This is a genomic window from Qipengyuania citrea (assembly GCF_024171405.1).
Taxonomy (GTDB): Bacteria; Pseudomonadota; Alphaproteobacteria; order Sphingomonadales; family Sphingomonadaceae; genus Qipengyuania; species Qipengyuania profunda.
Genome location: NZ_JALJZT010000002.1, coordinates 1,536,664 through 1,560,867 on the forward strand (window position 1 = coordinate 1,536,664; position 24,204 = coordinate 1,560,867).

At 62.7% G+C, this 24,204-nt stretch carries 23 protein-coding genes; 9 read left to right on the top strand and 14 right to left on the bottom strand.

The features are described 5' to 3' along the window. Positions 1–85: 85 nt before the first annotated feature. Together J2S32_RS08355 and J2S32_RS08360 are read right to left on the bottom strand one after the other, a co-directional pair. Complete coding sequence (locus J2S32_RS08355) at positions 86–427, bottom strand: hypothetical protein (RefSeq protein ID WP_253520270.1); 342 nt, start codon at positions 425–427, stop codon at positions 86–88. Positions 428–509: 82 nt separating this feature from the next. After that, positions 510–1,202 carry an outer membrane protein gene (locus J2S32_RS08360; protein WP_253520271.1) on the bottom strand — a complete coding sequence of 231 codons (693 nt, stop codon included), beginning with the start codon at positions 1,200–1,202 and terminating at the stop codon, positions 510–512. A 35-nt stretch (positions 1,203–1,237) separates the two neighbouring features. Between J2S32_RS08360 and J2S32_RS08365 the strand changes: the two genes are divergently transcribed. The 5 genes from J2S32_RS08365 (at position 1,238) to J2S32_RS08385 (ending at position 10,461) form a co-directional block, all read left to right on the top strand. Beyond that, positions 1,238–2,008 (top strand): RNA polymerase sigma factor, encoded by a 771-nt coding sequence (locus J2S32_RS08365; protein ID WP_367398977.1) that lies wholly within the window; start codon positions 1,238–1,240, stop codon positions 2,006–2,008. 38 nt (positions 2,009–2,046) lie between these two features. Continuing rightward, on the top strand, positions 2,047–2,964 hold the full coding sequence (locus tag J2S32_RS08370) for a FecR family protein (RefSeq protein WP_253520272.1): 918 nt from the start codon (positions 2,047–2,049) through the stop codon (positions 2,962–2,964). 2 nt (positions 2,965–2,966) lie between these two features. Continuing rightward, the gene (locus J2S32_RS08375; protein WP_253520273.1) at positions 2,967–5,339 is read left to right on the top strand and encodes a TonB-dependent receptor; all 2,373 of its coding nucleotides are present in this window, start codon (positions 2,967–2,969) and stop codon (positions 5,337–5,339) included. Between the two features lie 98 nt (positions 5,340–5,437). Beyond that, the gene (locus tag J2S32_RS08380; protein ID WP_253520274.1) at positions 5,438–8,641 is read left to right on the top strand and encodes an autotransporter outer membrane beta-barrel domain-containing protein; all 3,204 of its coding nucleotides are present in this window, start codon (positions 5,438–5,440) and stop codon (positions 8,639–8,641) included. 515 nt (positions 8,642–9,156) lie between these two features. Next, positions 9,157–10,461 carry a site-specific integrase gene (locus J2S32_RS08385; RefSeq protein WP_063504980.1) on the top strand — a complete coding sequence of 435 codons (1,305 nt, stop codon included), beginning with the start codon at positions 9,157–9,159 and terminating at the stop codon, positions 10,459–10,461. 84 nt (positions 10,462–10,545) lie between these two features. On the opposite strand, the gene J2S32_RS08390 is transcribed toward J2S32_RS08385, so the two are convergent. Genes J2S32_RS08390 through trbB form a run of 11 tightly spaced genes read right to left on the bottom strand, consistent with a single transcriptional unit; the run spans position 10,546 to position 20,082 of the window. Then, positions 10,546–10,779 (bottom strand): DUF2274 domain-containing protein, encoded by a 234-nt coding sequence (locus J2S32_RS08390; protein ID WP_050599499.1) that lies wholly within the window; start codon positions 10,777–10,779, stop codon positions 10,546–10,548. Continuing rightward, on the bottom strand, positions 10,776–11,951 hold the full coding sequence (locus J2S32_RS08395) for a TrbI/VirB10 family protein (protein ID WP_253520275.1): 1,176 nt from the start codon (positions 11,949–11,951) through the stop codon (positions 10,776–10,778). Before J2S32_RS08395 ends, J2S32_RS08390 begins: the two co-directional genes overlap by 4 nt. Then, positions 11,948–12,946 carry a P-type conjugative transfer protein TrbG gene (gene trbG, locus J2S32_RS08400; protein ID WP_253520276.1) on the bottom strand — a complete coding sequence of 333 codons (999 nt, stop codon included), beginning with the start codon at positions 12,944–12,946 and terminating at the stop codon, positions 11,948–11,950. The genes J2S32_RS08395 and trbG overlap by 4 nt, the downstream gene beginning before the upstream one ends. Continuing rightward, positions 12,946–13,626 carry a conjugal transfer protein TrbF gene (gene trbF, locus J2S32_RS08405; protein WP_253520277.1) on the bottom strand — a complete coding sequence of 227 codons (681 nt, stop codon included), beginning with the start codon at positions 13,624–13,626 and terminating at the stop codon, positions 12,946–12,948. Before trbF ends, trbG begins: the two co-directional genes overlap by 1 nt. Positions 13,627–13,632: 6 nt before the next feature. After that, complete coding sequence (trbL, locus tag J2S32_RS08410; RefSeq protein WP_253520278.1) at positions 13,633–14,937, bottom strand: P-type conjugative transfer protein TrbL; 1,305 nt, start codon at positions 14,935–14,937, stop codon at positions 13,633–13,635. A gap of 1 nt (position 14,938) precedes the next feature. Then, on the bottom strand, positions 14,939–15,280 hold the full coding sequence (trbK-alt, locus tag J2S32_RS08415; RefSeq protein WP_253520279.1) for a putative entry exclusion protein TrbK-alt: 342 nt from the start codon (positions 15,278–15,280) through the stop codon (positions 14,939–14,941). 6 nt (positions 15,281–15,286) lie between these two features. Then, entirely contained in the window at positions 15,287–16,033 is a 747-nt protein-coding gene (trbJ, locus tag J2S32_RS08420; RefSeq protein WP_253520280.1) for a P-type conjugative transfer protein TrbJ, read from the bottom strand. After that, positions 16,020–18,494 (bottom strand): conjugal transfer protein TrbE, encoded by a 2,475-nt coding sequence (gene trbE, locus J2S32_RS08425; RefSeq protein WP_253520281.1) that lies wholly within the window; start codon positions 18,492–18,494, stop codon positions 16,020–16,022. Before trbE ends, trbJ begins: the two co-directional genes overlap by 14 nt. A 3-nt stretch (positions 18,495–18,497) precedes the next feature. Further along, the gene (locus J2S32_RS08430) at positions 18,498–18,773 is read right to left on the bottom strand and encodes a VirB3 family type IV secretion system protein (RefSeq protein ID WP_050599507.1); all 276 of its coding nucleotides are present in this window, start codon (positions 18,771–18,773) and stop codon (positions 18,498–18,500) included. Next, positions 18,773–19,102 carry a TrbC/VirB2 family protein gene (locus tag J2S32_RS08435; RefSeq protein ID WP_253523021.1) on the bottom strand — a complete coding sequence of 110 codons (330 nt, stop codon included), beginning with the start codon at positions 19,100–19,102 and terminating at the stop codon, positions 18,773–18,775. The genes J2S32_RS08430 and J2S32_RS08435 overlap by 1 nt, the downstream gene beginning before the upstream one ends. After that, positions 19,102–20,082 carry a P-type conjugative transfer ATPase TrbB gene (gene trbB / locus J2S32_RS08440; protein WP_253520282.1) on the bottom strand — a complete coding sequence of 327 codons (981 nt, stop codon included), beginning with the start codon at positions 20,080–20,082 and terminating at the stop codon, positions 19,102–19,104. Before trbB ends, J2S32_RS08435 begins: the two co-directional genes overlap by 1 nt. Before the next feature lie 318 nt (positions 20,083–20,400). Here trbB and J2S32_RS08445 point away from each other — a divergent pair, with 318 nt between their 5' ends. From J2S32_RS08445 to J2S32_RS08460, 4 genes are all read left to right on the top strand, one after another. Beyond that, entirely contained in the window at positions 20,401–21,024 is a 624-nt protein-coding gene (locus tag J2S32_RS08445) for a type IV toxin-antitoxin system AbiEi family antitoxin domain-containing protein (protein ID WP_063504975.1), read from the top strand. Next, entirely contained in the window at positions 21,017–21,883 is an 867-nt protein-coding gene (locus J2S32_RS08450; RefSeq protein ID WP_253520283.1) for a nucleotidyl transferase AbiEii/AbiGii toxin family protein, read from the top strand. The genes J2S32_RS08445 and J2S32_RS08450 overlap by 8 nt, the downstream gene beginning before the upstream one ends. Before the next feature lie 276 nt (positions 21,884–22,159). Further along, on the top strand, positions 22,160–22,882 hold the full coding sequence (locus J2S32_RS08455) for a cytochrome c oxidase assembly protein (protein ID WP_063512440.1): 723 nt from the start codon (positions 22,160–22,162) through the stop codon (positions 22,880–22,882). Then, positions 22,879–23,529 carry a cytochrome b gene (locus tag J2S32_RS08460; RefSeq protein WP_050599076.1) on the top strand — a complete coding sequence of 217 codons (651 nt, stop codon included), beginning with the start codon at positions 22,879–22,881 and terminating at the stop codon, positions 23,527–23,529. Before J2S32_RS08455 ends, J2S32_RS08460 begins: the two co-directional genes overlap by 4 nt. On the opposite strand, the gene J2S32_RS08465 is transcribed toward J2S32_RS08460, so the two are convergent. Next, positions 23,453–24,175, bottom strand: a complete 723-nt coding sequence (locus J2S32_RS08465) for a c-type cytochrome (protein ID WP_197458104.1) — start codon at positions 24,173–24,175, stop codon at positions 23,453–23,455. The genes J2S32_RS08460 and J2S32_RS08465 overlap by 77 nt on opposite strands. Positions 24,176–24,204: the final 29 nt, after the last annotated feature.

The following is a 24,204-nucleotide window of genomic DNA, read 5'->3' on the forward strand; positions in this document are numbered from 1 at the left end:
GGCGCGCAAGGATTTTCTCTGCCCCTTGCGGCCTAATCGACGAATGCATTCGCAAAGGCGACGAATTGCGCCCGGAAGCGACCGATCATTGGGCGCGTGTATGGAGGGCTATCCGGCCGGCGAGCATCGCAATCGCGACCCCATGGATCGCCAGAATACACGAGATGAACAATCCGGCCGCCCCAAGGCCGTTTTGCAACCACATCACAGGGATCTGCGAGAAGGCGAGTATTCCCCCCGCGATCCAGCCGTCATCCCGCAGGAAAAACCCCGCCATTCCCGCAAGGGCGAGACAGAGCGGGTACCAGAAGTACCAGTAAGCATCGCTTTCCCAGGGCTTGCCTGCGCCCGCAACCCGGGATGCGAGGAGCCAGAAGAGAATGCCTGCACACAACAGGGCGAAGGCTTTCAGCGCATGCGATCCCATGTCGTGAGAATGATCCTATGGATGGGTTGTCGTTCCGCCTGATTGGGCGGGGAGGAGGATACCCCCCTCCCCGCCGCACCGGTCAGAACCGCAGGCCCAGGCCGATCAGGACCTGGTGGCGATCGCTCTGGACATCGATCGACGTCGCTTCGTCCTCGTCGAGGAGATAGGAATCGCTGCCGAAGTCGGTGTAGACATATTCGAGCTTGGCATAGATGCTCGAGGTGATCCCGATTTCGGCGCCGGCACCGAGGTGATAGCCGTCGCGCTTTTCCGAGAAGGCAGCGATTTCGCCGGGTTCCTCGTCGTCATTGTCCGTGACATCGGGATCGTAGCTCAGGTCGAGCTTGCCATTGGAATACCCACCCTTTGCATAAATGAGCGAATTCCTGCCGAACGGCACGCCTGCGCGCAGACCCGCCGTGAAAGTCCTGCCGAGCTCGGCGCAGGAGAGATCGTCTTCGACCAGTTCGACGCAGATATTGCTGTCCGACAGGTCGACGCCGCCATAGGCGCCGACGACGAAGCTGTCGCCGATCTGAAAGTCGTAGCCGATTTCGACCCCGTAGGCAGGGCCGTCATCCTTGTCCTTGCCGACGAGGAATTCGTCGCCGGTTTCGTCTTCGTCGTCTTCCGGGTTGGGAAGCACGGCTTCGGCGCCGGCCTTTTCCCACCCGAGGCGGCCCTCGATGCGGAAGCCCGAGACGTCCTGCGCCTGTGCGGAGGTGCCCGCCAGAGCCATGGCCGCAGCACCGATCAAGAAAATAGCTTTCATAGTCTTTCCTTTCATAAACTCGGAGGTGCGAGGGAATGCGCTCGCGAGTTGCCCGGCTTGCCGGGATCACTTGCGAGACAGCCTTCGACTGCCGCCTCGACCAAGAGACGGAGTCCTCGTTCAATTGCCTTGATCGCAGCCGCTTGCGGGGCGATGGAACCGTTCGTACCTGTCGGCAGCGCCGCGCGGGGCGGCTCGTTGTCTCCGGTTCAGCGATTGCGGTTCACCTGCACGCGAGGCGGCTGTGCGCGAATCGAGAAGTGGGAAGGGTAAAGCTTGCCGTGACCGAGGATCCGGACGATGGACTGCAGGCCGTCTTCCTTGCGAACCGGCAACCGCTTCTGCGTTTCCTCGTGGCGCGCGGCGCCGGTGACGATGCCGAGGACATATTGCAGGAGGTCTGGCTGAAGATTGCCCGCCGCCCGGCCGGTCCCGTCGGCGCGCCGATGGCCTATCTCTACCGCGCGGCCAATATGGCGATGATCGATCGCTATCGTTCCGCAAGGCAATCCGCCGTGCGCGAGAAGGAATGGACCGAAGCCAGTTCCGGACCAGTGCCTGGCATATCCGACAGCCCTTCGGTCGAGCGCGTGATCGCCGGCCGGCAATTCGCCCGCAAGGTGGAAGAGGCGCTGGCGGAATTTCCCGATCGTGCCGTGAAGATCTTTCGGCGCAGCCGCATCGACGGTATTGCCCAGCGCGCCATTGCCGAGGAATTCGGCGTCAGCATCAGTACCGTCGAAGGTGATTTGCGCGCCATTTACCGGGTTCTCGCTGCACTCAGGGAGCGGTTCGATGAGGAATGAACGCAGGGACTCCGTCTATAGGGCAGGAGCAACAATCTATGGCGCTTGATCGCAACATTCTCGATGAGGCCGCCGCCTGGGCGGTCAGGACGTCCGAACCCGGATTCGAGGACTGGTCGCGCTTTACCGACTGGCTCGAACAATCGCCCGAGCATGCAGCGGCCTACGACAATGTCATGCTGGCAGCGGAAGAGGGCGCCGCCATGCTCGAAGCCCAACCTGCCAATGACATCGACGACGAGCGCCCCGCCCCCCGGCGCCACTGGTTCGCTCCCGCGCTTGCCGCGTGTCTTGCGCTGGTGGCGGCGCTGTGGGTCTGGCAGGTGAACGATGCGACCTCGGTCTATCGCACCGTGCCCGGCGAAACGCGCCAGATTGCGCTGGATGACGGGAGCGTGATCGTCATGGCCGGCGACACCGAATTGATCGTCGATCCGGACCGGGATCGTTACGCCCGGCTAGAGCGCGGCCGTGCCCTGTTCGAAATCCGCCATGACGAGAGCAACCCGTTTCGCGTCGATGTCGGCAGCGCCACGCTGGTCGATGCCGGGACGGTCTTCGATGTCAGCATCCGGCGCTCCGAGGTCGGTGTCGGCGTGTCCGAAGGCGCGGTCATCTATAATCCGGCAAGACAGAATGCCCGGATCGAACCGGGCCGCATCCTTACCTTCGACAGGGCCAGCGCAACCTACGAGCTCGCAAACATTCCGCTGGATCAGGTCGGCGAGTGGCGCGAGGGACGACTGACTTTCCTCCGCGCGCCCCTGTCCGATGTCGCCGCCGACATCGCGCGGGCAAGCGGAATCGACTACCGGGCTTCCGAGACCAGCGGCGAGCGGCCCATTTCAGGCAGCATTGCCCTCGCCCCCCTGCGCGCAGACCCGGCTTCGCTGGGTCCCCTGCTCGGGGTCTCGGTCGAGCGGCGCGGCGAGGCCTGGATCCTCGCGTCTCGCTGACCATGCGGCACGCTCCCTATGCCCTTGTTGCCCTGGCGGCCTGTCTTCCCGCGCAAGCCGCTGCGCGCGACGCTTCGATCGACATAGCTCCGGGCACTGTCGCAGAATCGGCCATCGCCATCGCGCGGCAAACCGGCACGAGCATCGTGGTTAGCGACCCGGTGCTTGCCCAGCGGCCCGCGCCGCGCATCCGCGGCCGTATGAGCGCCCGTCAGGCCGTCCGGCGACTGGCCGAAAGCGTCGACGCGAAGGCCGTTGCCATCGGTAATTCCTCGTGGCGGCTTGAGCAGCAACCGCGCAGGGCTGTGCGGTTCGCGCGCACGGCGCGGCGGCCCGAGCCGCTGCCACGGCCAGCTGCCAAATCGCCCCCTCCCCCACCGGCCCCCATGGAAGAGATCGTCGTCGTCGCCAGCAAGCGCGATACACGGCTCGAAGAACTCCCCGCGCAGGTATCGATCGTCGATGGCGAGGAACTTGCTCTCGGCGGTATCGGCGGGACCGAAAAGATCACCCAGCGGATCGCCACCGTCTCCTCGACCTATCTTGGAAGCGGGCGCAACAAGCTGTTCATTCGCGGAATTGCCGATTCCAGTTTCACCGGGCCGACACAGGCAACGGTCGGCCAGTACCTTGGCGATATGCGGCTCAGCTACAATGCCCCCGATCCCGACCTCAGGCTATCGGATCTCGAACGCGTCGAAGTTCTCGAAGGGCCGCAGGGCACGCTTTACGGGGCGGGTTCGCTCGGGGGCATCATTCGCCTGGTGCCGAACATGCCCGAACTCGACCGGCGGGATTTCCGCGCCACTGTGGGCGGGGCGCTGACCCAGCACGGGGCCGGAAGCCTCGATGCGAGCGCAACCGCCAACGTCCCGCTGGCCGCGGAAAAGGCCGCGCTTCGCATCACGCTCGATGCTGCCAGCGAGGGCGGGTATATCGACAAGCCCTTGCTCGGCAGCAGCGACGTGAACCGCACAAGCATCGTGGCGGGCCGTGCGATCGCCCGGCTCGAACTGGCCCCGCAATGGACCGTGGACGTAATCGGCCTCGCGCAATCCACCCATGCTTCCGACAGCCAGTATGCCGCACGCGAGGGGAAACGCTACGTGAGCACGGCGCGCGTCCGTGAAGGTTCGGATGCCGACTATCTTCACGGGCAACTCGTTCTGTCCGGACAGATCGGCGCGCTGGGTTTGCGCTCCACGACCGGACTTGCCCGTCAGGAGCTCGAGGAGCGTTACGATGCCACGATGCCCGATGCCGAAGATCGTGTTTTCATCCAGCGCAATGAAACGCGCATGTTCGCACACGAGACACGGGTCTGGCTGCCACTCGATGAGCGCCGGTTCGGCTGGCTCGCCGGGCTAAGCCTGATCGACAACCGCACGCAGTTGAACCGTTCGCTGGAGCGGGAAAACCAGCGGTCCGCTACGACGGGCGTGCTCAATACGATTACCGAAGCCACGCTCTACGGCGAAGGGTCCTACCGCTTGCGCGATGGCCTCATCGCGACACTCGGTGCCCGCTTCACCCATGCCCGCCTCGGCGGAAGCGCCGAAGACGTGCCGCTTGCCTTGCTGGTGGAGCGCGCGGCGACCACGGCGAGCCGCGACCAGTCGGCCATTCTGCCCTCGGCCTCGCTGCTCGCCTCGCTGGGGCCGAAGACCAGCCTCTATGCGCGCTATCAGGAGGGCTTCCGCCCGGGCGGCCTGGCGATCGAGGGCGAATTCGTCCGCCGCTTCCGCGACGACCACGCCCGGACGCTGGAAGTGGGGGCGCGTCACGGGCGCGCCGGGATCGATTCCTTCGATCTGGCGCTGAACCTGTCCTACACCCGATGGAGCGACATACAGGCCGATTTCATCGACGACCTCGGGCTTCCGAGCACGGCCAATATCGGTGACGGCCGTGTCTGGACCATCAGCGCGTCGGGTGGCGCGTTTCTGACCGACGATCTGCGCCTGACCGGTGGCGCGACGCTCAACCGGAGCGAGATCGACGAACCCGTCCTGCTCGCCTTCAGCCGGATTACACACGTCCCCAATATCGCGGAATTCTCAGGCCGTCTGGGGCTGGAATATGCGCGTTACCTCGGCAGCGGTCTCGATCTCGATGGCCGCTTATGGGCAAGCTACATCGGCAAGTCCCGTCTCGGCATCGGCCCCGAACTGGGCGATTTGCAGGGCGACTATCTCGACAGCGGGCTGCTCGTCCGCGTCGGCAACGAACGGGTCGGCGGGACCCTTTCGATCACCAACCTGGCCGATAGCGAAGGCAATCGCTTCGCGCTCGGCACGCCGTTTGCCGTGATGCGCGAACAGGTAACGCCGCTGCGGCCGCGCACCATCCGGCTGGGAGTCGATTTCTCCTTCTGAATGCCGCGCTGGCGGAATTAGCCGCACGGCGCGGCACTTTTTTCCAAGGCATCGCGCCGCTGTCTCCGTCTCGTCTGCAACCAGACGGAGGATTTCATATGTATCGATACCTGCTGGCCGGGACCGCTCTGGCGACCCTGGCCGTTCCGCTCGCCGCGCAGACGCTCATTGAAGACAAGCGCACGCAGCCGATCCGCACATCGCAGTTGAAGGGCGGGGCAGGCGATGCCGTCAAGGTGACCGACAAGGGTTCGATCGAGCTGACCGCCGGTTCGGCGATCGCCGTCGATGGCGATCACGATACGACAAATGCTGGCAAGATCGTGGTTACCAATGCCGATGGCGCAAGCGGCATCGAGGTGGTCGGCGACCGGCAGGCCGATATCGTCAATTCGGGTACGATCACGATCGACGAAACCTATACGGCAGAGGACATCGACAACGACAAGGACTTCGACGGCCCCTTCGCCGTCGGGCGTGACCGCGTAGCCATCCGCGTTCGCGGAAATCTGGTCGGCGACATCCGCCATAGCGGCACAATCACTGTCGAAGGTAACGAGTCCGCCGGGATTTCGGTAGCGGGCCTGCTCGATGGCGACCTCGTTCACGATGGCAAGACCAGCGTCCTTGGCGACGATAGCGTTGGCGTCGAGGTCGGAGACGTGACCGGCAATGTTCGGCTGGCCGGAACCATATCAGCAGCCGGGGAAGGCTCTTCCGCCGCGCATCTGGGCGGCGATATCGATGGCGCGCTGGTGGTCCAGGGCACCATCGCGGCGACCGGCTATCGCTATACGACTGCGCCGACGGACCCGTCCAAGCTCGACGACGATGACCTGCTCCAGGGCGGCAGCGCGCTGGTGATCGAAGGCGATGTCGCCAAGGGCATCTACTTTGCGGTCCCGCCCAAGGATGCCGACAAGGACGACCCCGACGAGGACAAGGACGGGATCGAGGACGCCAAGGAAGGCAGCGCGAAAGTCGTGTCTTATGGCGCTGCGCCGGCAGTCGTGATCGGCGCCACCGATCGTGACATCGCAATCGGCGCGGTTCCGGCGACCGGGTCGGGCTTCGGCCTGATTGTCGATGGCAGTATTGCCGGGCACGGTGTCTATGCGGGCATCGATGGCAACGGCTTGCTGATCGGCGGACGCGGCGGCGCTGTGACGATCGAGAAGGGCATCGCGGTCGCAGGCGCGGTCGAAGCGACGTCGAAGGATGCCAATGCGACCGCGCTGCGGCTTGGCGGTGGAGCGTCCACCGGCGAACTGCGCGTTTCGGGGAGCATCGCGGCGACGACCGGCAAGGACGCGGATAGCCGCGCGACCGCCATATCGATCGACCAGGGCGCCACGCTTCCGCACCTGCGCAACAGCGGCACGATCCGGGCCGCTTCGGGCGGCGAGGACGGCACCGCCATCGCCATCGTCGATAGCAGCGGCACGCTTGGCCTCGTCGAGAACAGCGGCAAGATCGTGGCGAGCGGTGCAAAGGCGGGTTCGGGGCGTAATATCGCCATCGACCTGTCGAACGTGTCCTCGGGAGCCACCGTCCGGCAGACCGCGGTAGGCTCGGGCGTGGCTGCTCCCGTGATCGAGGGCGATATCCGGTTCGGGACCGGTAGCGACCTCCTCCAGATCGCGGACGGCGTGGTCGCCGGCAACGTTGCTTTCGGTTCGGGTCAGGACCGGCTGTTGATGGCGGGAGATGCAAAGTTTTCCGGACGGGTGGATTTCGGCGGGCAGGCGGACGAGCTGACACTCTCCGGCACCTCATCCTTCTCCGGCACGGCTGATTTCGCTGGCGGCGCGGCTGCGGTCACGCTGTCGGACAAGAGCGCGTTCTCGGGCCGCTTCGTCGACAGCCAGAATGTTGCGGTCGCGCTCGAAGGCGGAACGCTCGATCTGGCCTCGCCGACGACGATCGCTTCGCTCGAGGTCGGGGCCACAGGTGTCATCGTGGCCACCTTGAGCAAGGAAGCGGGCGAAGGAAGCGCGATCACCGTTGGCGGCAATGCCAGCTTCGCCGACGGCGCCAAGCTCAAGCTGCGCCTGACCGATATCGCCGCTGCCGAGGGCACTTATACCGTGATCACCGCGGGCAGCCTCACCGGCGCCGACGATCTGGTGTCCGACAATACGCTGGTCCCCTTCATGTACGATGCCGCGCTGGCAATCGAGGAAGCTGCGGGTCTGGTGATGGTCGACATCGAGCGGAAGGCCAATGAGGACCTGGGCCTGAACCGTGCGCAGGGCGCTGCCTATGACGCGCTCTACACCGCGCTGGCCAAAGATGACGATGTCGCCGGCGTGTTCCTCGGCATTACCGATAAGGATCTGTTCCGCGCCACGGTGGCGCAGGCCCTGCCCGATCATGCGGGCGGCGCTTTCGAGGGGCTGAGCCTCGGCATGCGCACCTTCGCCCGGCGCCTGGCCGACGGCGACGGACCGATCGAAGCGACCGGAAAGCTGCGCCTGACATTCGAGGGCGCCGGCTGGGGTTCGAGCAAGGACGAGCAGGAAAGCGCCGGCTACGATCTCGATGGTCTCGGGTTTTCGGGCGGCGCCGAACTCCTCACCGGCATCGGTAGGGTCGGCGCGAGCGCGAGCTGGCTGTGGAACCGCTATGACAACGGCCCGGAGAACACCGTGCTGTCGAACACCTACGAGGCGGCGCTTTACTGGCGCGGCGACTGGGGTGCCTTTTCCTCCTTCGCGCGCGGATCCTATGGCTTCACCGATTTCGACGGCTCGCGCCAGTTCATCGGCATGAACGGCGAGGAAACGCTGGCCCGCACGATCGAACGCGACTGGTCGGGCAATGTCGTGTCCCTGATGGCCGGTGCTTCGGTCGAGGGCGGCTCGCAATTCTTCTTCTTCCGGCCGTCCGTTTTCGTCGATTACATTCGCCTTGACGAGAACGGCTACGACGAGACCGGCGGGGGCGCGGCGCTCGATCTTTCGGTTGAGGACCGGACGAGTGACGAGCTAGGGCTCAACCTCGCGACAGCGCTCGGCTTCGACCTCCTGGGGATGCGGCGCGGCGACGACCTGTGGATGCGCCTTGAAGCAGAAGGCGGTTGGCGCGAGATCCTCGCGGGCGAGCTCGGCGGCACCACCGCGCGGTTCGGCGACGGGGAAAGCTTCACCTTACTCCCCGACCAGAGTTCGAGCGGCTGGTTCGCGCGGCTGCGCGGCCAGGCCGGGGATGAGTTCTACACGGTAAGCGGCGAGTTTTCGGTCGAGGAGCGCAACGACAAGATCGGATACGGCCTGCGCGCCTCGATCAATTTCGAGCTCTGACGCAGGAATTCCCGATAGGATCCGGTCGGCCAGATCCTCCACCCCTGGATTCCGGGGCCGATCGTATCCGGGCCCGGGCGTGAGAGCGCTCGGGCCTTTCTCCATGAAGAACGAGAGAACAGCAGGGGCGGCAATCGGCTGCGCCAATGTCGAGCGAGCCGCGCGTCGGTGTCTATCTCAGCCGCTATTAAGCGGGTGAAACGGCGTGGGAGGGGGAGCGACGACACGGCCTTCCCCGCGCCCGGAACAAGCCCGGCCGGATGCTGACATCGCTGGAAGAAAATGGAGCGGGCGAGGCGATTCGAACGCCCGACCCCAACCTTGGCAAACTTCCCAGTCGCCTTTTCTATGCTTTTCGATTCTACGCCAAAATGCCCTCAAATATCTGATATCTTGATTATTTTTTGAGTTCGGCTACGCTAGGCTTTTCCAGAGGTGACCGGCGATTTCCGTTCCCGTGGTCACCCGGTGGTCACCCCGACACCCAAGGTTGGGGTCGCTTGACGGAGCATAAAATGGCGAGTCCCAAGTCGATTTTGATCACAAAGCGTTTGCTTGATGCGACGGCGCCAAGATCTAGGCGCTATGAGATCTGGGACAGTCAGATTTCGGGTTTCGGGGTGCGAGTAGGCCCAAGCGGGATCAAGACTTTCGTTGTTCGCTACCGGGCCGAAGGCGGCGGCCGCTCGGCACCCAAACGCTTCGTGTCGATCGGTCGATTTGGTGCGCTGACTGTCGAGCAGGCACGAAAGCGCGCCAAGGAGGTTCTTGCGGCAGCAGCTCTTGGTGCCGACCCTGCGGCCGAACGCAATGCCAAGCGCCTTGAACTGAAGATCGCCGGGCTGGTCGATCTCTATGAAGAAGAAGGATGCTATATCCAGCGCGGGCTACGGCAGGGCGAGCCGATGAAACCTTTGACCAAGAAACACACGATTGGTCGCTTGCGTCATCACGTGGTTCGCCTGCTCGGTCATAAGCGGATCAACGAACTGACCGCTGGCGATATCGAACGTTTCTTCCGCGATGTCGAGCAGGGCAAGTCACGTAAGGACCAGAAGATCGGCCACCGAAAACGTATTGTCGTGCGCGGCGGTCCCGGTGCTGCCCGAAAAGCATTTCGGGACCTTTCCGCCATGTACAGCTTCGCAGTCCGACGAGGACTGGTCGATTCGAACCCTTGCGAGAAAGCCGTGGTCAAGAAAACCGACGGTCGAAGGACGCGCTTTCTGTCACTCGCCGAAATCAGGAAGCTCGGCGAAGCTTGTGACAAGCTAGAGGAAGAGGGCTTTAATCCGAAGGCTCTCAACATCACCCGCATGTGGATCCTGACCGGCTGTCGACGCCAGGAGATCGTCGAGCTTAAATGGGACGAAGTAGACTTCGAGCGTGGATTGCTGGTGCTGGCCGACAGCAAGACCGGGCAATCGACCCGGCCACTTTCAGGGGCGGCACTCGGATTGATCAGGACGATCTCAAGAAACGATGACAGCAAATATGTATTCCCGGCGGACTCCGGGGAAGGCTACTTCCAGGGAACCAAAAAACTATGGCCAAAGATCGTTGCTAAGGCCGGTCTCAAGAACGTGACGCCGCACACACTGCGCCATACCATGGGTGCCATCGCCACTTCGAGTGGCGAAGCCCTCGCTATGACTGGCGCTATCCTCGGCCACGCCAATATGCGCTCGACCATGATTTATGCCCACATCGATTATGATCCGGCCAAAGAGGCCGCCGACCGGGTAGGCGCTACTCTCTCAGCGGCGCTGGGCAGATCAGTGGAGCCCGCCAGCGAACGATCGCCAAAGACAATTGGCTGAGCAGTTGCTCTTCGCAATTGAGTGGCCCGCTTTGAGTCGCAGAGAGACAGCCCACCCACCGAAAATCTCGACGCGAGACTACTGCTAAACCTCTGCTCGCTTTGCGGCACGACGTGCCTTCGCAAAGTCACGGTCGGTAGCCACGAAACGCTCGAGCATGGGCGCAATGAGTTGCTCCGGTGGAGGAGCATCCCTTTCGTTCCCCCCATTCAACACGACACCATACGCGACAAGGTCACTATGCAAGCGCGCAGAAATCTCGATCGACAGTTTGACTGGTTTGACGTCGGTAATGTCGGAGAGTTTGAGCCGGGTCACCGTACCTGCTCCATGATAATATCACGCGTCACCAGCACCCGTACCGGGTAGCCCGGGCGGATGGTGAGCGTCGGACGAATATCGAGCTCGCGCGAGACGATCTGCTCCCCTGCACGGTTGACGGTGTCCTGGCTGCCCCGGCGAAGCGCGCGAACGAGATCGCTGTCACCGCCCAATCCGAGTTCGCTGCCGATGCCGAGCAGGGTTGAGACAAGAGTAGCCTTGACCACCCCGCCCCAGTGATAGTCGACGCCGTCCTCGAGCCCGGCATAGCCTGAAGGGTCGGTGGCGGGCTGGCGTTCAAGAACCAGCGAGCGCCCGTCAGGCAGGATCAGGCGATTCCATGCCAGAAGCACGCGGCGCTGCCCGAAGCCGACATCGGACGCATAATCGCCGATCAGGCGTGCGCCCTGGGGAATAAGCAGAATCCGACCTGTGAGGCTGTCATAGACATTCTGCGTGACTTGCGCGGTCACAAGGCCGGGCTGGTCTGACCGGACGCCGGTGATAAGTGCGGCAGGAATGACCGAGCCCGCCTGAAGCACTGCATCCGTCGGCGCCGCGGCGACTTGCTGCAATGCAGAGGTGCGCCGATCGGCCGGGCGTTCGAGGAAAGCGGGCGCAGATCCCACGGCATCGGCCCGGCTCACAAGCTGCCCTGCGTTCGAATTGGCTGTGGGCGATGCATCGGTGCTTGAAACCGCCGTAGCGCCCGCAAAGAAGAGCCCGCTGGCCCGCGCCACTTCGCGCTCCTGCTCGATGCGCTGACGCGCTGCCTCTGCGGGACTTATTCCCTGCGTCTGCGGCACAGCGGGCTGCGATCCGACTGGTGGAAGCGCAGCGACAGCTCCGCGATCCTGGGCATTGAGGATGGGCTCGCCGAGATCGCCGGGAAGCGGCGGGCCGAGACGCGGTACCTGCGAATAGTCGCTCGGGCCCGAAGCAAGACCGTCGGCGACCGCCACTGTTTCGGTTCCAAACAGCTCATCCGGCCCTGCCTCCGAGACCGGTTGCAGGGCGTAAATCAACGCGCCGCCAACCAGTGTCAGAGCAGCGGCGCTGGCGATGCCGATGGCTTTGCGCGAGAGGCGGACGATGCGCGGTCCCTCTCCGCGTAAACGAACGATGGATTCAGCATCACTAGGCCGGTCCGGTTCGGCTTCACTGTTCATGACCGGCCCCACGCCCGATTGGTGATTTTGACCCGAACCTGCCTGCGCTTGGCGCCGAGCCGCAGTTCGGCCTTCTCGAACAGGCGGTCTACAATCAGGTAGCGGCCCGAAACGCGGTAATTGACCAGCTCCGCCTGCCCATCCTCGCCGATAATGAAGAACGGCGGCATTTCGCCTTGCGCAATATCGGGTGGAAATTCGATCAGTGTGCGCTGCCCGTCATCAAATATCCGCACCGGTCGCCAGTCGGGCCGATCACCCGAAATCCGGTATTCGAAATTGAGATTCTCGAGCGCAAATCCGCTTGCAACCGGCGCGGCGCGCGCTGCGTCCTCTTCGGCCCGGCGAAGAGCGATCAGTTCGTCTGCCGGATAGCTCCAGCTGACCGACGCCATATAGACACTGGGGTTCGCCCGCAGTTCGACATGATAGGTTCGCCGATCGGTGTTGATCACGAGATTGGTCACAATATCGGGCCGGGTGGGTTTGACGAGGATGTGGACGCGCGCGGTAGCGCCGGTCCCGCTCAGCGTATCGCCGATCATCCAGCGCACCGTATCGCCGGCAGCAACCGGTCCGGGACCGACGAGCTTTTCGCCTTCCTGCAATGCGATATCGGTCACCTGGCCCGGCTTGGTATAGATCTGAAACAGCGCGCCCTCGCTATAGGGATAGCGCTGGATCGCATTGTCGAATCCGACATCGTCGGGCTCGACCCGGGCAGCATCGTTCGCCGCTCCCACTTGGCTCTGGGGGTCAGAGGCGGGGCCAGAGCCAGGGGAGCGGCGCGCGGCAGTGGGGGAGGCCTGCCGTGAACTGAAAAGGTGAGGAATTCCGATCTTGTCTTGTAGGGCCGGGATAGCCCCTGCGAGCGCGCCCAATGCGTCGATCGACGCCGCCGCTTGCGGGGCCGGTGTCGCAGCGGCAGGCGAGGCGAGAGCGAGCGAGACAAGGCCGAAAAAGCCGATTGTGGGTGTTGTATGCGAGCGGGACATCAGCCGAGCTCCTTTGACCAGTTAATGGAAGTGACGAATATTCCGAGCGGGTTTGTGCGAAGCGCATCCGCATTCGTGGGTGGTTGGACGGCGATGCCCAGAATCGCGGTCCAGCGGCTCGTCTCGGCGAGCGAGCCGTCACGGTAGCGGCGCTCGATCCAGGCCACGCGGAAGCTCCTCGGCGAAGCGCGGATGACGCTTGTGACATCGACCGCAACCTGTTCGCGGCCGATCGCGGCGAAAGGATCGCTGCGCCGCGCATAGTCGTTGAGCGCCAGCGCACCCTTGTCGCTGGCGAAATCATAGGCTGACAGCCAGTTCTCGCGCACCACGATCGGATCGTCGGGAATGGCGCGCACGTTTTCGATGAACCGGGCAAGATGGAACGCAATCTGCGGATCGCTTGGGTCGAATGCGGCATTGGCGGGCGCAACGCTGCGCGCTTCGCCGAGCTTGTTCACCTCGACCACCCAGGGAACGATGGTTCCCCGCGCGTTCTGCCAGACGAGACTGCCAGTCAGGACTGCCGACAGCCCAAGCGCACCGAAAAAGGCGTAGCGCCAGCTCCTCGCCTGGATGCGCGCCGAACCGATGCGCTCGTCCCAAACCTGGGCCGCGCGCTGGTAAGGTGTCTCGGCTTGCGGTGTCTTGCCGTATCGGATCGAAGGGCGTTTAAACATGAGGCGTCAGTCCTTTTCCTGAGTGTCGATGGAAGCGCCTGCGCCGTGCCCGTCGCCAGCGCGAACGGTGTGCGCGGCAAGCGACGCTGAATGTCCCAGAGATTGTCGCTGCTTCATGGATTTCGCCCAGCTCGGCGGGCCGTTTTCGGACGCTGGCGAAGACGGCGGCGAGGAGGCGACCCGGCCACCCATATTGCTGGCCGCTGCGCGCGCACCTTCGCGAAAATTTCCTTTGGCGCTATCCGCCGCCTTACGAAAAGGTGAGAGGGCAGCACCGCCTGCGGCGCGTCCGACACCGGCCATGCCGCCTGCAACCGCGGCGCCGCCGCTCTTGCCTGCCGAACCTGTCGCATAGGCCATGGTGGCGCCTCCAGCAGCGCGCGATGCGCCACTGGCGACCGAGGATGCTGCGCTCGCTACAGCGCCGCCCGCAAGCTTGGCGCCGGCAATGCCGCCGACGGCTGCCCCGCCGGCCAGCACAGCGGTGCCTGCCGCGGCCCCTGCGCCGAGCTGCGGGCCGCCTGCTACGATGCCGTTGGCAATGCCGGGACCGAAAATGCCGAGCCCGAGCAGGGTAAGACTGGCGAGCACGATCGCCAGCGCGTCTTCGATGGTCGGCTCGCCCGGAATGGCGCTGGTAAACTCAGCGAAAAGCGTCGAGCCGATCCCGATGATCACGGCGAGCACGAGTACTTTGATCCCTGAGGAGACGACATTGCCAAGCACGCGCTCGGCCATGAAAGCGGTCTTGCCGAACAGGCCGAAAGGGATGAGCACGAAGCCTGCAAGCGTCGTCAGCTTGAATTCGATGAGCGTCACGAAGAGCTGGATCGACAGAATGAAGAAGGCGATGACCACCAAGGCCCAGGCGACGAGCAGGATGATGATCTGCAGGAAGTTCTCGAAGAAGCTTATATAGCCGAGCAGATCGGCCATCGACGCAAGCAAGGGCGCGGCAGCATCGATACCGACCTGCGCGACCCGTCCCGGCTGCAGCAGATCGCTAGCGCCAAGGCCAGATCCGCTGGCTTTGAGGCCAAGTCCGGCAAAGCTTTGAAATATGATATTGGCCAGCGCGCTCCAATTGCCGATGATGTAGGCAAAGATTCCGACAAAGAGCGTCTTCTTGACGAGGCGCGCGATAATGTCGTCATTCTCGCCCCAGCTCCAGAACAGCGCCGCGAGTGTGACATCGATGACGATCAGCGTCGTTGCGATGAAGGCCACTTCGCCCGAAAGCAGGCCGAACCCGCTGTCGATATATTGCGAGAAAATCGCCAGAAAACGGTCGACAACGCCGGTGCCTCCCATCTCAATTCTCCCCGCGCGATTGAGGGGCAGGAGATTGAGGCGCAGGAGCGCTCGTCAAGGAGTTCTCACCAACTGGGGCGTAAGCGTCGGGGTGCTCAACCCCGAAGAAACGGCGGCGCTTTTCGGCCCAGGCGGCACGGCAATCGGGCGAGGACAGCGCGAGCTCGCCCATTTGCGCGCAGGCCCTGAGCTGCGCAGGCAGCGGATCGCCGTCAGGCTCCCAGATGCTCGTGGCAGCCTCGGGACGCACTGCAGGCTCCTCGCGCAATTGCACGAGCGTCATGGCGACAGCGAGGCCTACAAAAACGGCTGCACCGGTGCGCGCGAGGACTTTGCTATCCATGGCGGGTCAGTCCGATTTGGCCGGAAGATCGCGCGGGCGCGTCGCCAGAAAGCGCCGTAGCTGCTCGCGCGCCTGAGCCTTCGCCGCCGCACGTTCGGCAGCGTCGAGTGCCTGCGCTCGTCCCATGGCCGCCATGGTCGCGGTAAGATCGGCGAGCTGGCGTGTTTGCAGTGCAAGCAGCTGGTTCCCGGCCTGCGCAGCTTGCAAGGCACCGGCAGCCGACTGGCTCGCGCCCAGCAGGCTATTCACCGCTTCGCGCGAGCCTTCGATATTGGCAACCGCTCCCGCTTGCACCTTGAGCGCATCCTCGAAAGCGGCGACACTATTTTGCCAGCGCGCCTCGGCGCTTGTCACCATGGCCTGCTGCGAAGCACCGAGCGGGATGTTCTTGTATTGCGTTTCAAACGTCGTCTCGATCTCGCGTACATCATAAGCGATGCGCTGGGCCTGCTGCAGCAATTGCTGGGTCTGCTGGATTTGCTGCTGCAGGGGCTGGACGATATTGAGCGGCAGGCTCTGCAGGTTCCTGGCTTCATTGATGAGCGAAGTCGCCTGGTTCTGCAGCATGCGGATTTCATTGTTGATCTGCTCAAGCGTCCGCGCTGCAGTCAGCACATTCTGGGCATAGTTGGACGGGTCGTAAACGATACCGCCGAACTGCGCATGGGCGGGCACCGGTGCTGTGGCAACCACGCCGGCGACAGCAAGCGCAAGGCCACCAACCAGTCCGTTCAAATTCTTACGAAAGGTCATTGGAAGTCTCCTTCATTCTGGGGGTTGAAAAAGCCGAATTCGGCTCGGGAATAGCGAGCAGCTCTGCGGCCCAGTCGAGGCCGCGATGCCTCAGCCAGGCTTCGGTAAAACCTTCGCGCCTTTCGTTTTCGGCAATCCGGGCAATGTCGAGCTGATCGCTTTTCGAAGAGGCAGCCGTGAAAGCGAGCGCCACTTCACCAAGCCCGAGTTCGAACAGGCGATTACCGCGTGCCGACTGGCAATAATAATCGCGTTTAGGCGCAGCCTGGCTGAGGATTTCGATCTGCCGGTCATTGAGCCCGAAGCGGCGATAAATCGCCTGTATCTGCGGCTCCATCGCCCGCTCATTGGGCAGAAAGATGCGTGTCGGGCAGCTTTCGATAATGGCGGGCGCAATCGCCGATGTTTCGATATCGGCGAGGCTCTGGGTCGCGAAGACCACGCTCGCATTCTTCTTGCGCAGCGTCTTGAGCCATTCGCGCAGTTGCGCAGCGAAGGCAGGGCTGTCGAGCACCAGCCAGCCCTCATCGACGATAAGGAGGGTAGGCGATCCGTCTAGCCGCCCTTCGATCCGGTGAAAGAGATAGGAAAGGACCGCAGGCGCTGCCGCCGAGCCGGTCAGCCCTTCTGTCTCGAACGCCTGGAAGCGCGCTTCACCGAGCCGTTCGCTTTCGGCGTCGAGCAGCCGTCCGAACGGGCCGCCGATGCAATAGGGCGCGAGCGCCTGCTTCAATGCCTGCGACTGGAGCAGGACCGCGAGGCCGGTAAGCGTTCGCTCTGCAACAGGCGCTGTGGCGAGCGAGGTCAATGCAGTCCACAGATGGTCCTTGGTGGCCGGATCGACCGCGACACCTTCCGAGGTAAGGATAGCCTGCAGCCATTCGGCGGCCCAGTTTCGTTCGGCCGGTTCGTCGATGCGCGCAAGCGGCTGCAGGAGGACGGCATCGTCGCTGTCTTGCGAAAGGCTTGAACCGAGATCCTGCCAGTCGCCGCGGCATGCAAGCGCCGCGGCGCGGATCGACCCGCCGTAGTCGAAAGCGAATATCTGCGCTCCGGAATAGCGGCGAAACTGCATCGCCATGAAGGCCAGCAGGACAGACTTGCCGGCGCCGGTTGGGCCGACCACCAGGCTGTGACCGACATCGCCGACATGAAGCGAAAATCGAAACGGGGTGGAGCCTTCGGTCTGCGCGTAGAACAGCGGCGGCGCATCGAGATGCTCGTCGTGCTCCGGCCCTGCCCAGACTGCCGAAAGCGGCAGCATGTGCGCGAGGTTGAGCGTCGAGATCGGTGGCTGACGAACATTGGCGTAGACATGGCCCGGCAGCGAGCCAAGCCAGGCTTCGATCGCGTTCATGCCTTCCGTCACACAGGTAAAGTCGCGGCCCTGGATGACTTTTTCGGCGAGCCGCAGCTTTTCGGCTGCGAGTGATGCGTCTTCATCCCAGACAGTGACGGTTGCCGTGACCAATGCCAGCCCGACATGGTCCGACCCCAGTTCCTGCAGCGCTGCATCGGCATCTTCGGCCTTGTTGGCTGCATCGTTGTCGACAAGCACCGAGGCCTCATTGGTCATCACCTCCTTGAGGATCGCGGCGACCGACTTGCGCTTGGCGAACCATTGCCGCCTGATTTTTCCGAGCAGTTTGGCCGCGTCGCTCTTGTCGAGCATGATCGCGCGGGTCGACCAGCGATAGGCGAAGCCCTGCGCGTTGAGGTCGTCGAGCAGTCCCGGAAATGTCGCGCTTGGAAACCCGACTACAGTCAGCGTGCGCAGATGCGCTGCGCCAAGCCGCGGTTCGAGCCCTCCGCAGAGCGGTTCATCGGCGAGCAGCGCATCGAGATGCATCGGCGTTTCGGGTACGCGAACTTGCTGCATGCGCGTGGAAATGCAGCTGTGAAGGTATGTCAGCGTTGCTCCATCATCGAGCCATTGGACTTCAGGAAAGAAGCCTTCGAACAGGCGCAGCAAACGGTCCGTCCGGTCGATGAAGCCATCGAGCAATTCACGGGGATCGACGCCTTTCTGGGCCTTGCCTTCATACATCCAGCTTTCGGCGCGGGCGGCATCTTCGGCGGGCGGCATCCAGAGCAGCGTCAGAAAATAGCGGCTTTCGAAATGCGCGCCTTCTTCGGCAAACTGGGCCGCGCGTTCGCGCTCGACCAGCGCAGAAGCAGGATCGGGAAAATCGCATGCAGGATAGTCCTGCGCAGGTCGGCGCACTGCCTCCGCGAAGAGCGCCCAGCCCGAGCCAAGGCGGCGCAGCACACTGTTGAGCCGTGCGGTCGTTGCAACCAGCTCAGCAGGCGTTGCGCTATCGAGATCAGGTCCCCGGAAGCGCGCGGTGCGCTGGAAACTGCCATCCTTGTTGAGCAGCACGCCGGGACCGATCAGGGCCGCCCAGGGCAGGAAGTCCGCCAGCCGTTCGGCCTTGTTTCGATATTCACGCAAGCTCAGCATGGCTTAGACCTGCAGATGCGCGGGGAAGCGCAAGTGCCGCCGGGCGACATCCACGAATTGCGGGTCGCGCCGCGCCGCCCACATCGCGGCCATATGGCCCAGCGCGAGGAAGGCTATCCCTGCGATCCACAATTGCAGACCGAGCCCGATAGCTCCTGCAAGTGTCGCATTGGCAATCGCGAGCCCGCGCGGCGCACCGCCCAGCAGGATATGCTCGGTCAGTGCCCGGTGGACGGGAACGGCGAAGCCTGGCGGCAATCCAGTTGAACCGGCGCCCATCAGACGAGCGCTCCGCCGCCGAACGAAAAGAAGGAGAGGAAAAACGAGGAAGCTGCAAAGGCAATCGACAGGCCGAAGACAATCTGCACCAGGCGCCGGAAGCCGCCCGATGTATCGCCGAAAGCGAGAGCGAGGCCGGTCGCAATGATGATGATTACTGCAACGATCTTGGCGACCGGTCCCTGGATCGATTCCAGAATCGCCTGCAGCGGCGCTTCCCACGGCATCGACGAGCCGGCGGCTTGGGCCGGCGCGGCAAGCGTAAGTGCGACAACACCGGCAAGAGCTATAGCAGAAAGGCGCGAGCGCGCCTGCGACAGAATAATCATCACGAAGGGTCTCCTTGTGTGTGGGGAAGAGGGGCGAGGACGTATTCGCCCGACGCATCGAGCGCGCGGACCTCGGCCAGTTCGGCGAGCCGCCGTCCGGCGCCATCGCGCACCAGCACAGCGATGACGTCGATGGTCTCGGCGATGAGCGCGCGCGGTACGGTCACCACGCTTTCCTGAATGAGCTGTTCGAGCCGCCGCAGCGTCCCGAGCGCAGAGCCTGCATGGATTGTGCCGATCCCGCCGGGATGGCCGGTCCCCCAGGCCTTGAGCAGATCGAGCGCTTCTGCACCGCGCACTTCGCCGATGGGAATGCGATCGGGGCGCAGACGCAGCGCCGAGCGGACCAGATCGGACAGAGTTGCAACGCCATCCTTGGTCCGCAGCGAGACGAGATTGGGCGCGGCACATTGCAGTTCGCGCGTGTCCTCGATCAAGACAACCCGGTCGGGACTCGATGAGACCTCGGCGAGTAAAGCATTGGTAAGCGTCGTCTTGCCGGTCGACGTGCCGCCCGCGACCAGGATGTTCTTTCGCTCCGCAACCGCAGCGCCAAGCGCCTCGGCCTGCCATGCATCCATGATTCCCGCCGAGACATAGTCGGCGAGCGTGAAGACGGCGACAGCAGGCTTGCGGATGGCAAAGCTCGGCGCGGCGACCACCGGTGGCAGAAGACCTTCAAAGCGTTCGCCGCCATCGGGAAGCTCTGCCGAGACGCGCGGAGCTCCAGTATGCACCTCGGCGCCGACATGATGGGCAACGAGCCGGATGATCCGCTCTCCGTCGGCGGCGCTCATCAGGCAGTCGGTCGCGGCAAGGCCTTCGCCCAGCCGGTCGACCCACAGACGACCATCGGGATTGAGCATCACTTCGATCACCGCAGGCTCTTCAAGCCAGCGTGCGATCTCGCAGCCAAGCGCCGTGCGCAGCATGCGCGCGCCGCGCGACAATGCCTCGGACCGGATCGGAATAACGCTCATGAATTGCCTCGAATTGCGGCAACCGACCACCGGCTGCACTCGCGAGGCAGATCAAAAGGACATCAAAATGCTGTCAGGCAACAGGAATTTGCGCGAAGCGTAGAGTAGAGTGAAATTGGCCGGAAAGGGCGGTGCGAATCCAGCAGGCACGGTTCTCGTGTCGATGCCGCCCTCGTTTGCTGGGTTGTGAATTTCTCGTGTTTGCCCCCAATGGCGCCTGCTCATGGTATCTTAGGCGTTCCCGATTTTCGGAGACCCTTCACCGTGACTTGTCACAAAACCTCTGATAGGGGCATGTCGAGTGCAAGGATTTGTGACATGAAGGCGGCGACCCAACCCACACAACGTGAGATCATGCGCGGGCTCTTTGCGCAGCAACCGATCCTGCGCGCGCGCGAGCTGCGCGAAGCGGGTGTCGATGGAAAAACCATAGCCCGGGCGGTCGACGATGGAGAGATCAACCGCATCTCGCGCGGGCTCTACCAGACCGCCGACGCAGACATCGATGCCGACCAATCGCTCGCTGAAATTGCAAAACGCATCCCCAATGGCGTGATCGCCATGTTCTCAGCGCTCGCCTTTCATGAACTGACCGATCAGATGCCGCGCAAAGTGTGGGTTGCTATCGGCAGCAGCGACTGGTCTCCCGCCCCCTCCTATCCCCCTACACGCACTGTTCGATTTAGCGATTCCTATCACCAGCAAGGGATCGAGCATCACAAGGTCTCCGGCGTATCCGTTCCGATATATTCTGTGCCGAAGACGCTTGCCGATATGTTTCGAAACCCAAAGCTCGTCGATCGATCAGTCGCAATTGAGGGACTGAGGGCCGCGCTTGAACAGCGCAAGGCCACACCGGCTGAAATCTCTCAGGCCGCGATTGAAGGCGGAGCCTGGAGCACGATGAAGCCTTATCTCGAGGCGCTGACCTCGAATGGGTGAGAAGCCCATCAATCTGGCAAAATCGGTCAAAGACCGGCTGCTCAACATCGCACGTGCGAACGGCCGGGTGTTTGAAGTTGTCCTCGTTCGCTTTGCGCTCGAACGCCTGCTTTATCGCCTGTCGCAGTCCGCCCATCGTGATCGATTCGTCCTCAAAGGCGGAATGCTGGTTACCGTCTGGCTGGAAAGCGAAAGCCGCGAAACCCGCGATGCCGACTTCCTGGGTCATGGCGATGAAGGCCCCAAGCAACTCGTTGCGGACTTTCGGGAGATCATGAGCATCGCGGTTGAGGATGGCATAGAATTCGATCTCGACGCTCTGAAAGCCAATCCCATCAGAGAAGAGATGGAATATGGCGGGACGAGGCTCAAGACCTTCGCCTATCTCGAGCGAACGAGGATCCCGGTCACCATCGACATCGGATTTGGTGACGCCCTTGCCCACCCATCCCATGAACTCACCTACCCGACATTGCTCGATCTTCCACCGCCCGACATTCGCGCCTATCCGCCTGCCACAGTGATAGCCGAGAAATTTCAGGCGATGGTTCAGCTGGGCATCGCGAACGGACGTATGAAGGATTATTACGACCTCTGGGCGATGCCCCAGGCCCTCGACGTCTCGGACGACGAGCTCGACGCTGCCATAGCGGCGACATTCGCACGCAGAGGAACTGAGATTCCAACCGATCGCCCGCCCGGCCTGTCGGAAGAGATGGCGCAGGATGGTACCAAGCAAGGCCAATGGGCCGCATACGCCGAGTCAATCGACCTGGAAAAAGTCAGCCTTGAGGAAGTGATCGAAACCATCTGGTCGATGGTCGGATCCGCTTGCAAGCGGATCGCGCAATCGAAGTAGCTTGTATGGTTTGTCCGCTGTTGGGCCGGTAGCGGACTGTCGGCTTCAGACGCGATTGTAGCCAAAGCCGACCTTCACCTGGCTCACGGGTATGATCAGAGCGAATGCGGTTCACCGATTATGGCCTACCTACATGCTCTCGGGACCCTAAATTCTGTCCGAGCGTCTTTCATCCTAGATTGCGATCGCTTTCTGCTCATTGCGTCGGTTTGCAGGACACCAATGACTGTTGTGAGCATGCAATTGCTGATCTAACCACACGCTCACGGGAGACGGATGCTGCACGATTGGTTGCCCTATTGCGGAAAAGCTCCAGATCCTGGGGGCTGGTTAACCAATTGGAATTTCGCACCCGAATTGGTCGCCTGCCTTCTGGTCGTGGTAGGGGGCGCATATTGGCAACGCGAAAGTCTGAGAGCCACGCCGACATACGCAATCCTGATCGTCTTCTGCCTTCTCTACATCAGCCCCTTCTGCGCGCTCGGATCCGCATTGTTCACAGTTCGCATCATCCACGATGTCATACTCGCAGCGGTCTTCGCCCCACTGCTCATTGCGGCCTTTCGGCTCGAGGACAAGAGCTTGCCCGGGACGTTGACCGTATGGACTGCGGTACATGCCATCACCTTCCTGGCCTGGCATGCACCTCCATTGTACGAACTCGCGATGCGTAGCGACGCGGTTTTCTGGCTCATGCAAATCAGCATTGTCGCCACGGCAGCAGCATGGTGGGTCAAGGTCATTCGATCGCCGTCTCCAGCTGCCGCGACAGGGCTGTTGGCGACGATGGTCGCAATGGGGGCACTTGGCGCGCTACTTACCTTTGCGCACCGTGCGTATTATGCCCCACATTGGCTAACGACCCGCTTGTGGGGTCTCTCGCCAATAGAGGATCAGCAGATTGCGGGTATCATTATGTGGGCCCCCGCGAGCCTGGTCTATCTAATCGCTGCATTGACGATACTCTATCGATCGCTTGGTAACAGAGCGGCTGCATGAGGCTTCATGACCTGATCCGAAGATGGGCGGTCAGTTATACCGAGCATGGAAAGTATTCTCCGGTCGGTGTCTGGTTTCACTGGATAATGGCAGGGTTGGTTCTCTTTCAGCTCGGCTCAGGCTGGATGATGTTGCGCTATCCCGTCGGGGCAAGCAAGCTTGCCACCTACGAATTGCATAGCGAGCTGGGGCTGACCATCCTGTTCCTCGCCATCTTAAGGTTTGGCTGGCGCCTTTTTGTCCCCGATCCGGTCAACGACGCCGATGCGCCAGGCTGGCAGAGCACGGCAGCACATATCACACAGTACCTTTTCTATGGCCTGTTCGCGCTACTTCCGCTGAGCGGATGGGCGATGTGGTCGGCTATACAGCCGGTGCAGCCTCTGCGGCTTGCCGGATTGGTCGCTATACCCCCGATGCCCTTTCATACACTCTCCCCAGCGTGGCAGTATCAGGTACTCGACTGGGCGGAGAGCCTTCATGTGCTAGGCGTTATCGGCCTCGCATTGCTGGTGCCGCTGCATGTCATTGCGGCATTGAAACACCATTTCTGGGATCGCGATGATACAGTCAGGGGCATTCTTCCGGAAATCCGAGACGACGAGACGGCTCCGGACCATACGCAATATACGCCGCGAGTGGGCTAATTTCGCTCTCTTGCAGCTTGCTGGCCGCATCGTGCATGACGTTTAGTGCATCGCCGTATCGCTCACCGTTGCGCCAGCGGCGCAATTGTTCGGCGTGGTACTCAGCGCTTTGACCGATCAGGGGTGGGTTGCCGCCACCCGAGCCCAGACCGGTTTCCCCATGGCAAGATGCGCAGGACGATAGAGCGCGTTCGGGTAAGCCTGCATGGTAGATCTCGTATGCTTTCGCAATTTCGCACGAGGGTTCAGTCAAAGTCGTGCTTCCCTCCATGCCCTCGGGAAAGTCCATGGCCGCGTAATAGGCTGACACAGCCAACCGCTCCTCGGAATTTAGACGGCCTGCAAGCCAAGTCATTTGGGGATGGCTACGTTGGCCGTCCGCGTAAAAGCCCAGCTGCCGCACAAGATATCCCGTATCCATGCCCGCTATTCTCGGCACCAACGCTCCGTCGCCGCCGCCGTCCAGCCCATGACAAGTGTGGCAAGCGGCCTGCGGACCCGCGTCCCCGCCTGATAAGGCAATCAATTCGCCGGTGTCGTCGAATGGATCGTCGATCGGGGCAGGAGTGCATGACGCCAGCGCCATAGCAAAGGCGGCGACGGACAGGTTAGAGCGGAAAAGCATCGTCTGGCGGGAACGAAGCATGCAATTGTCCGGTTCCCATGGGAATGGGG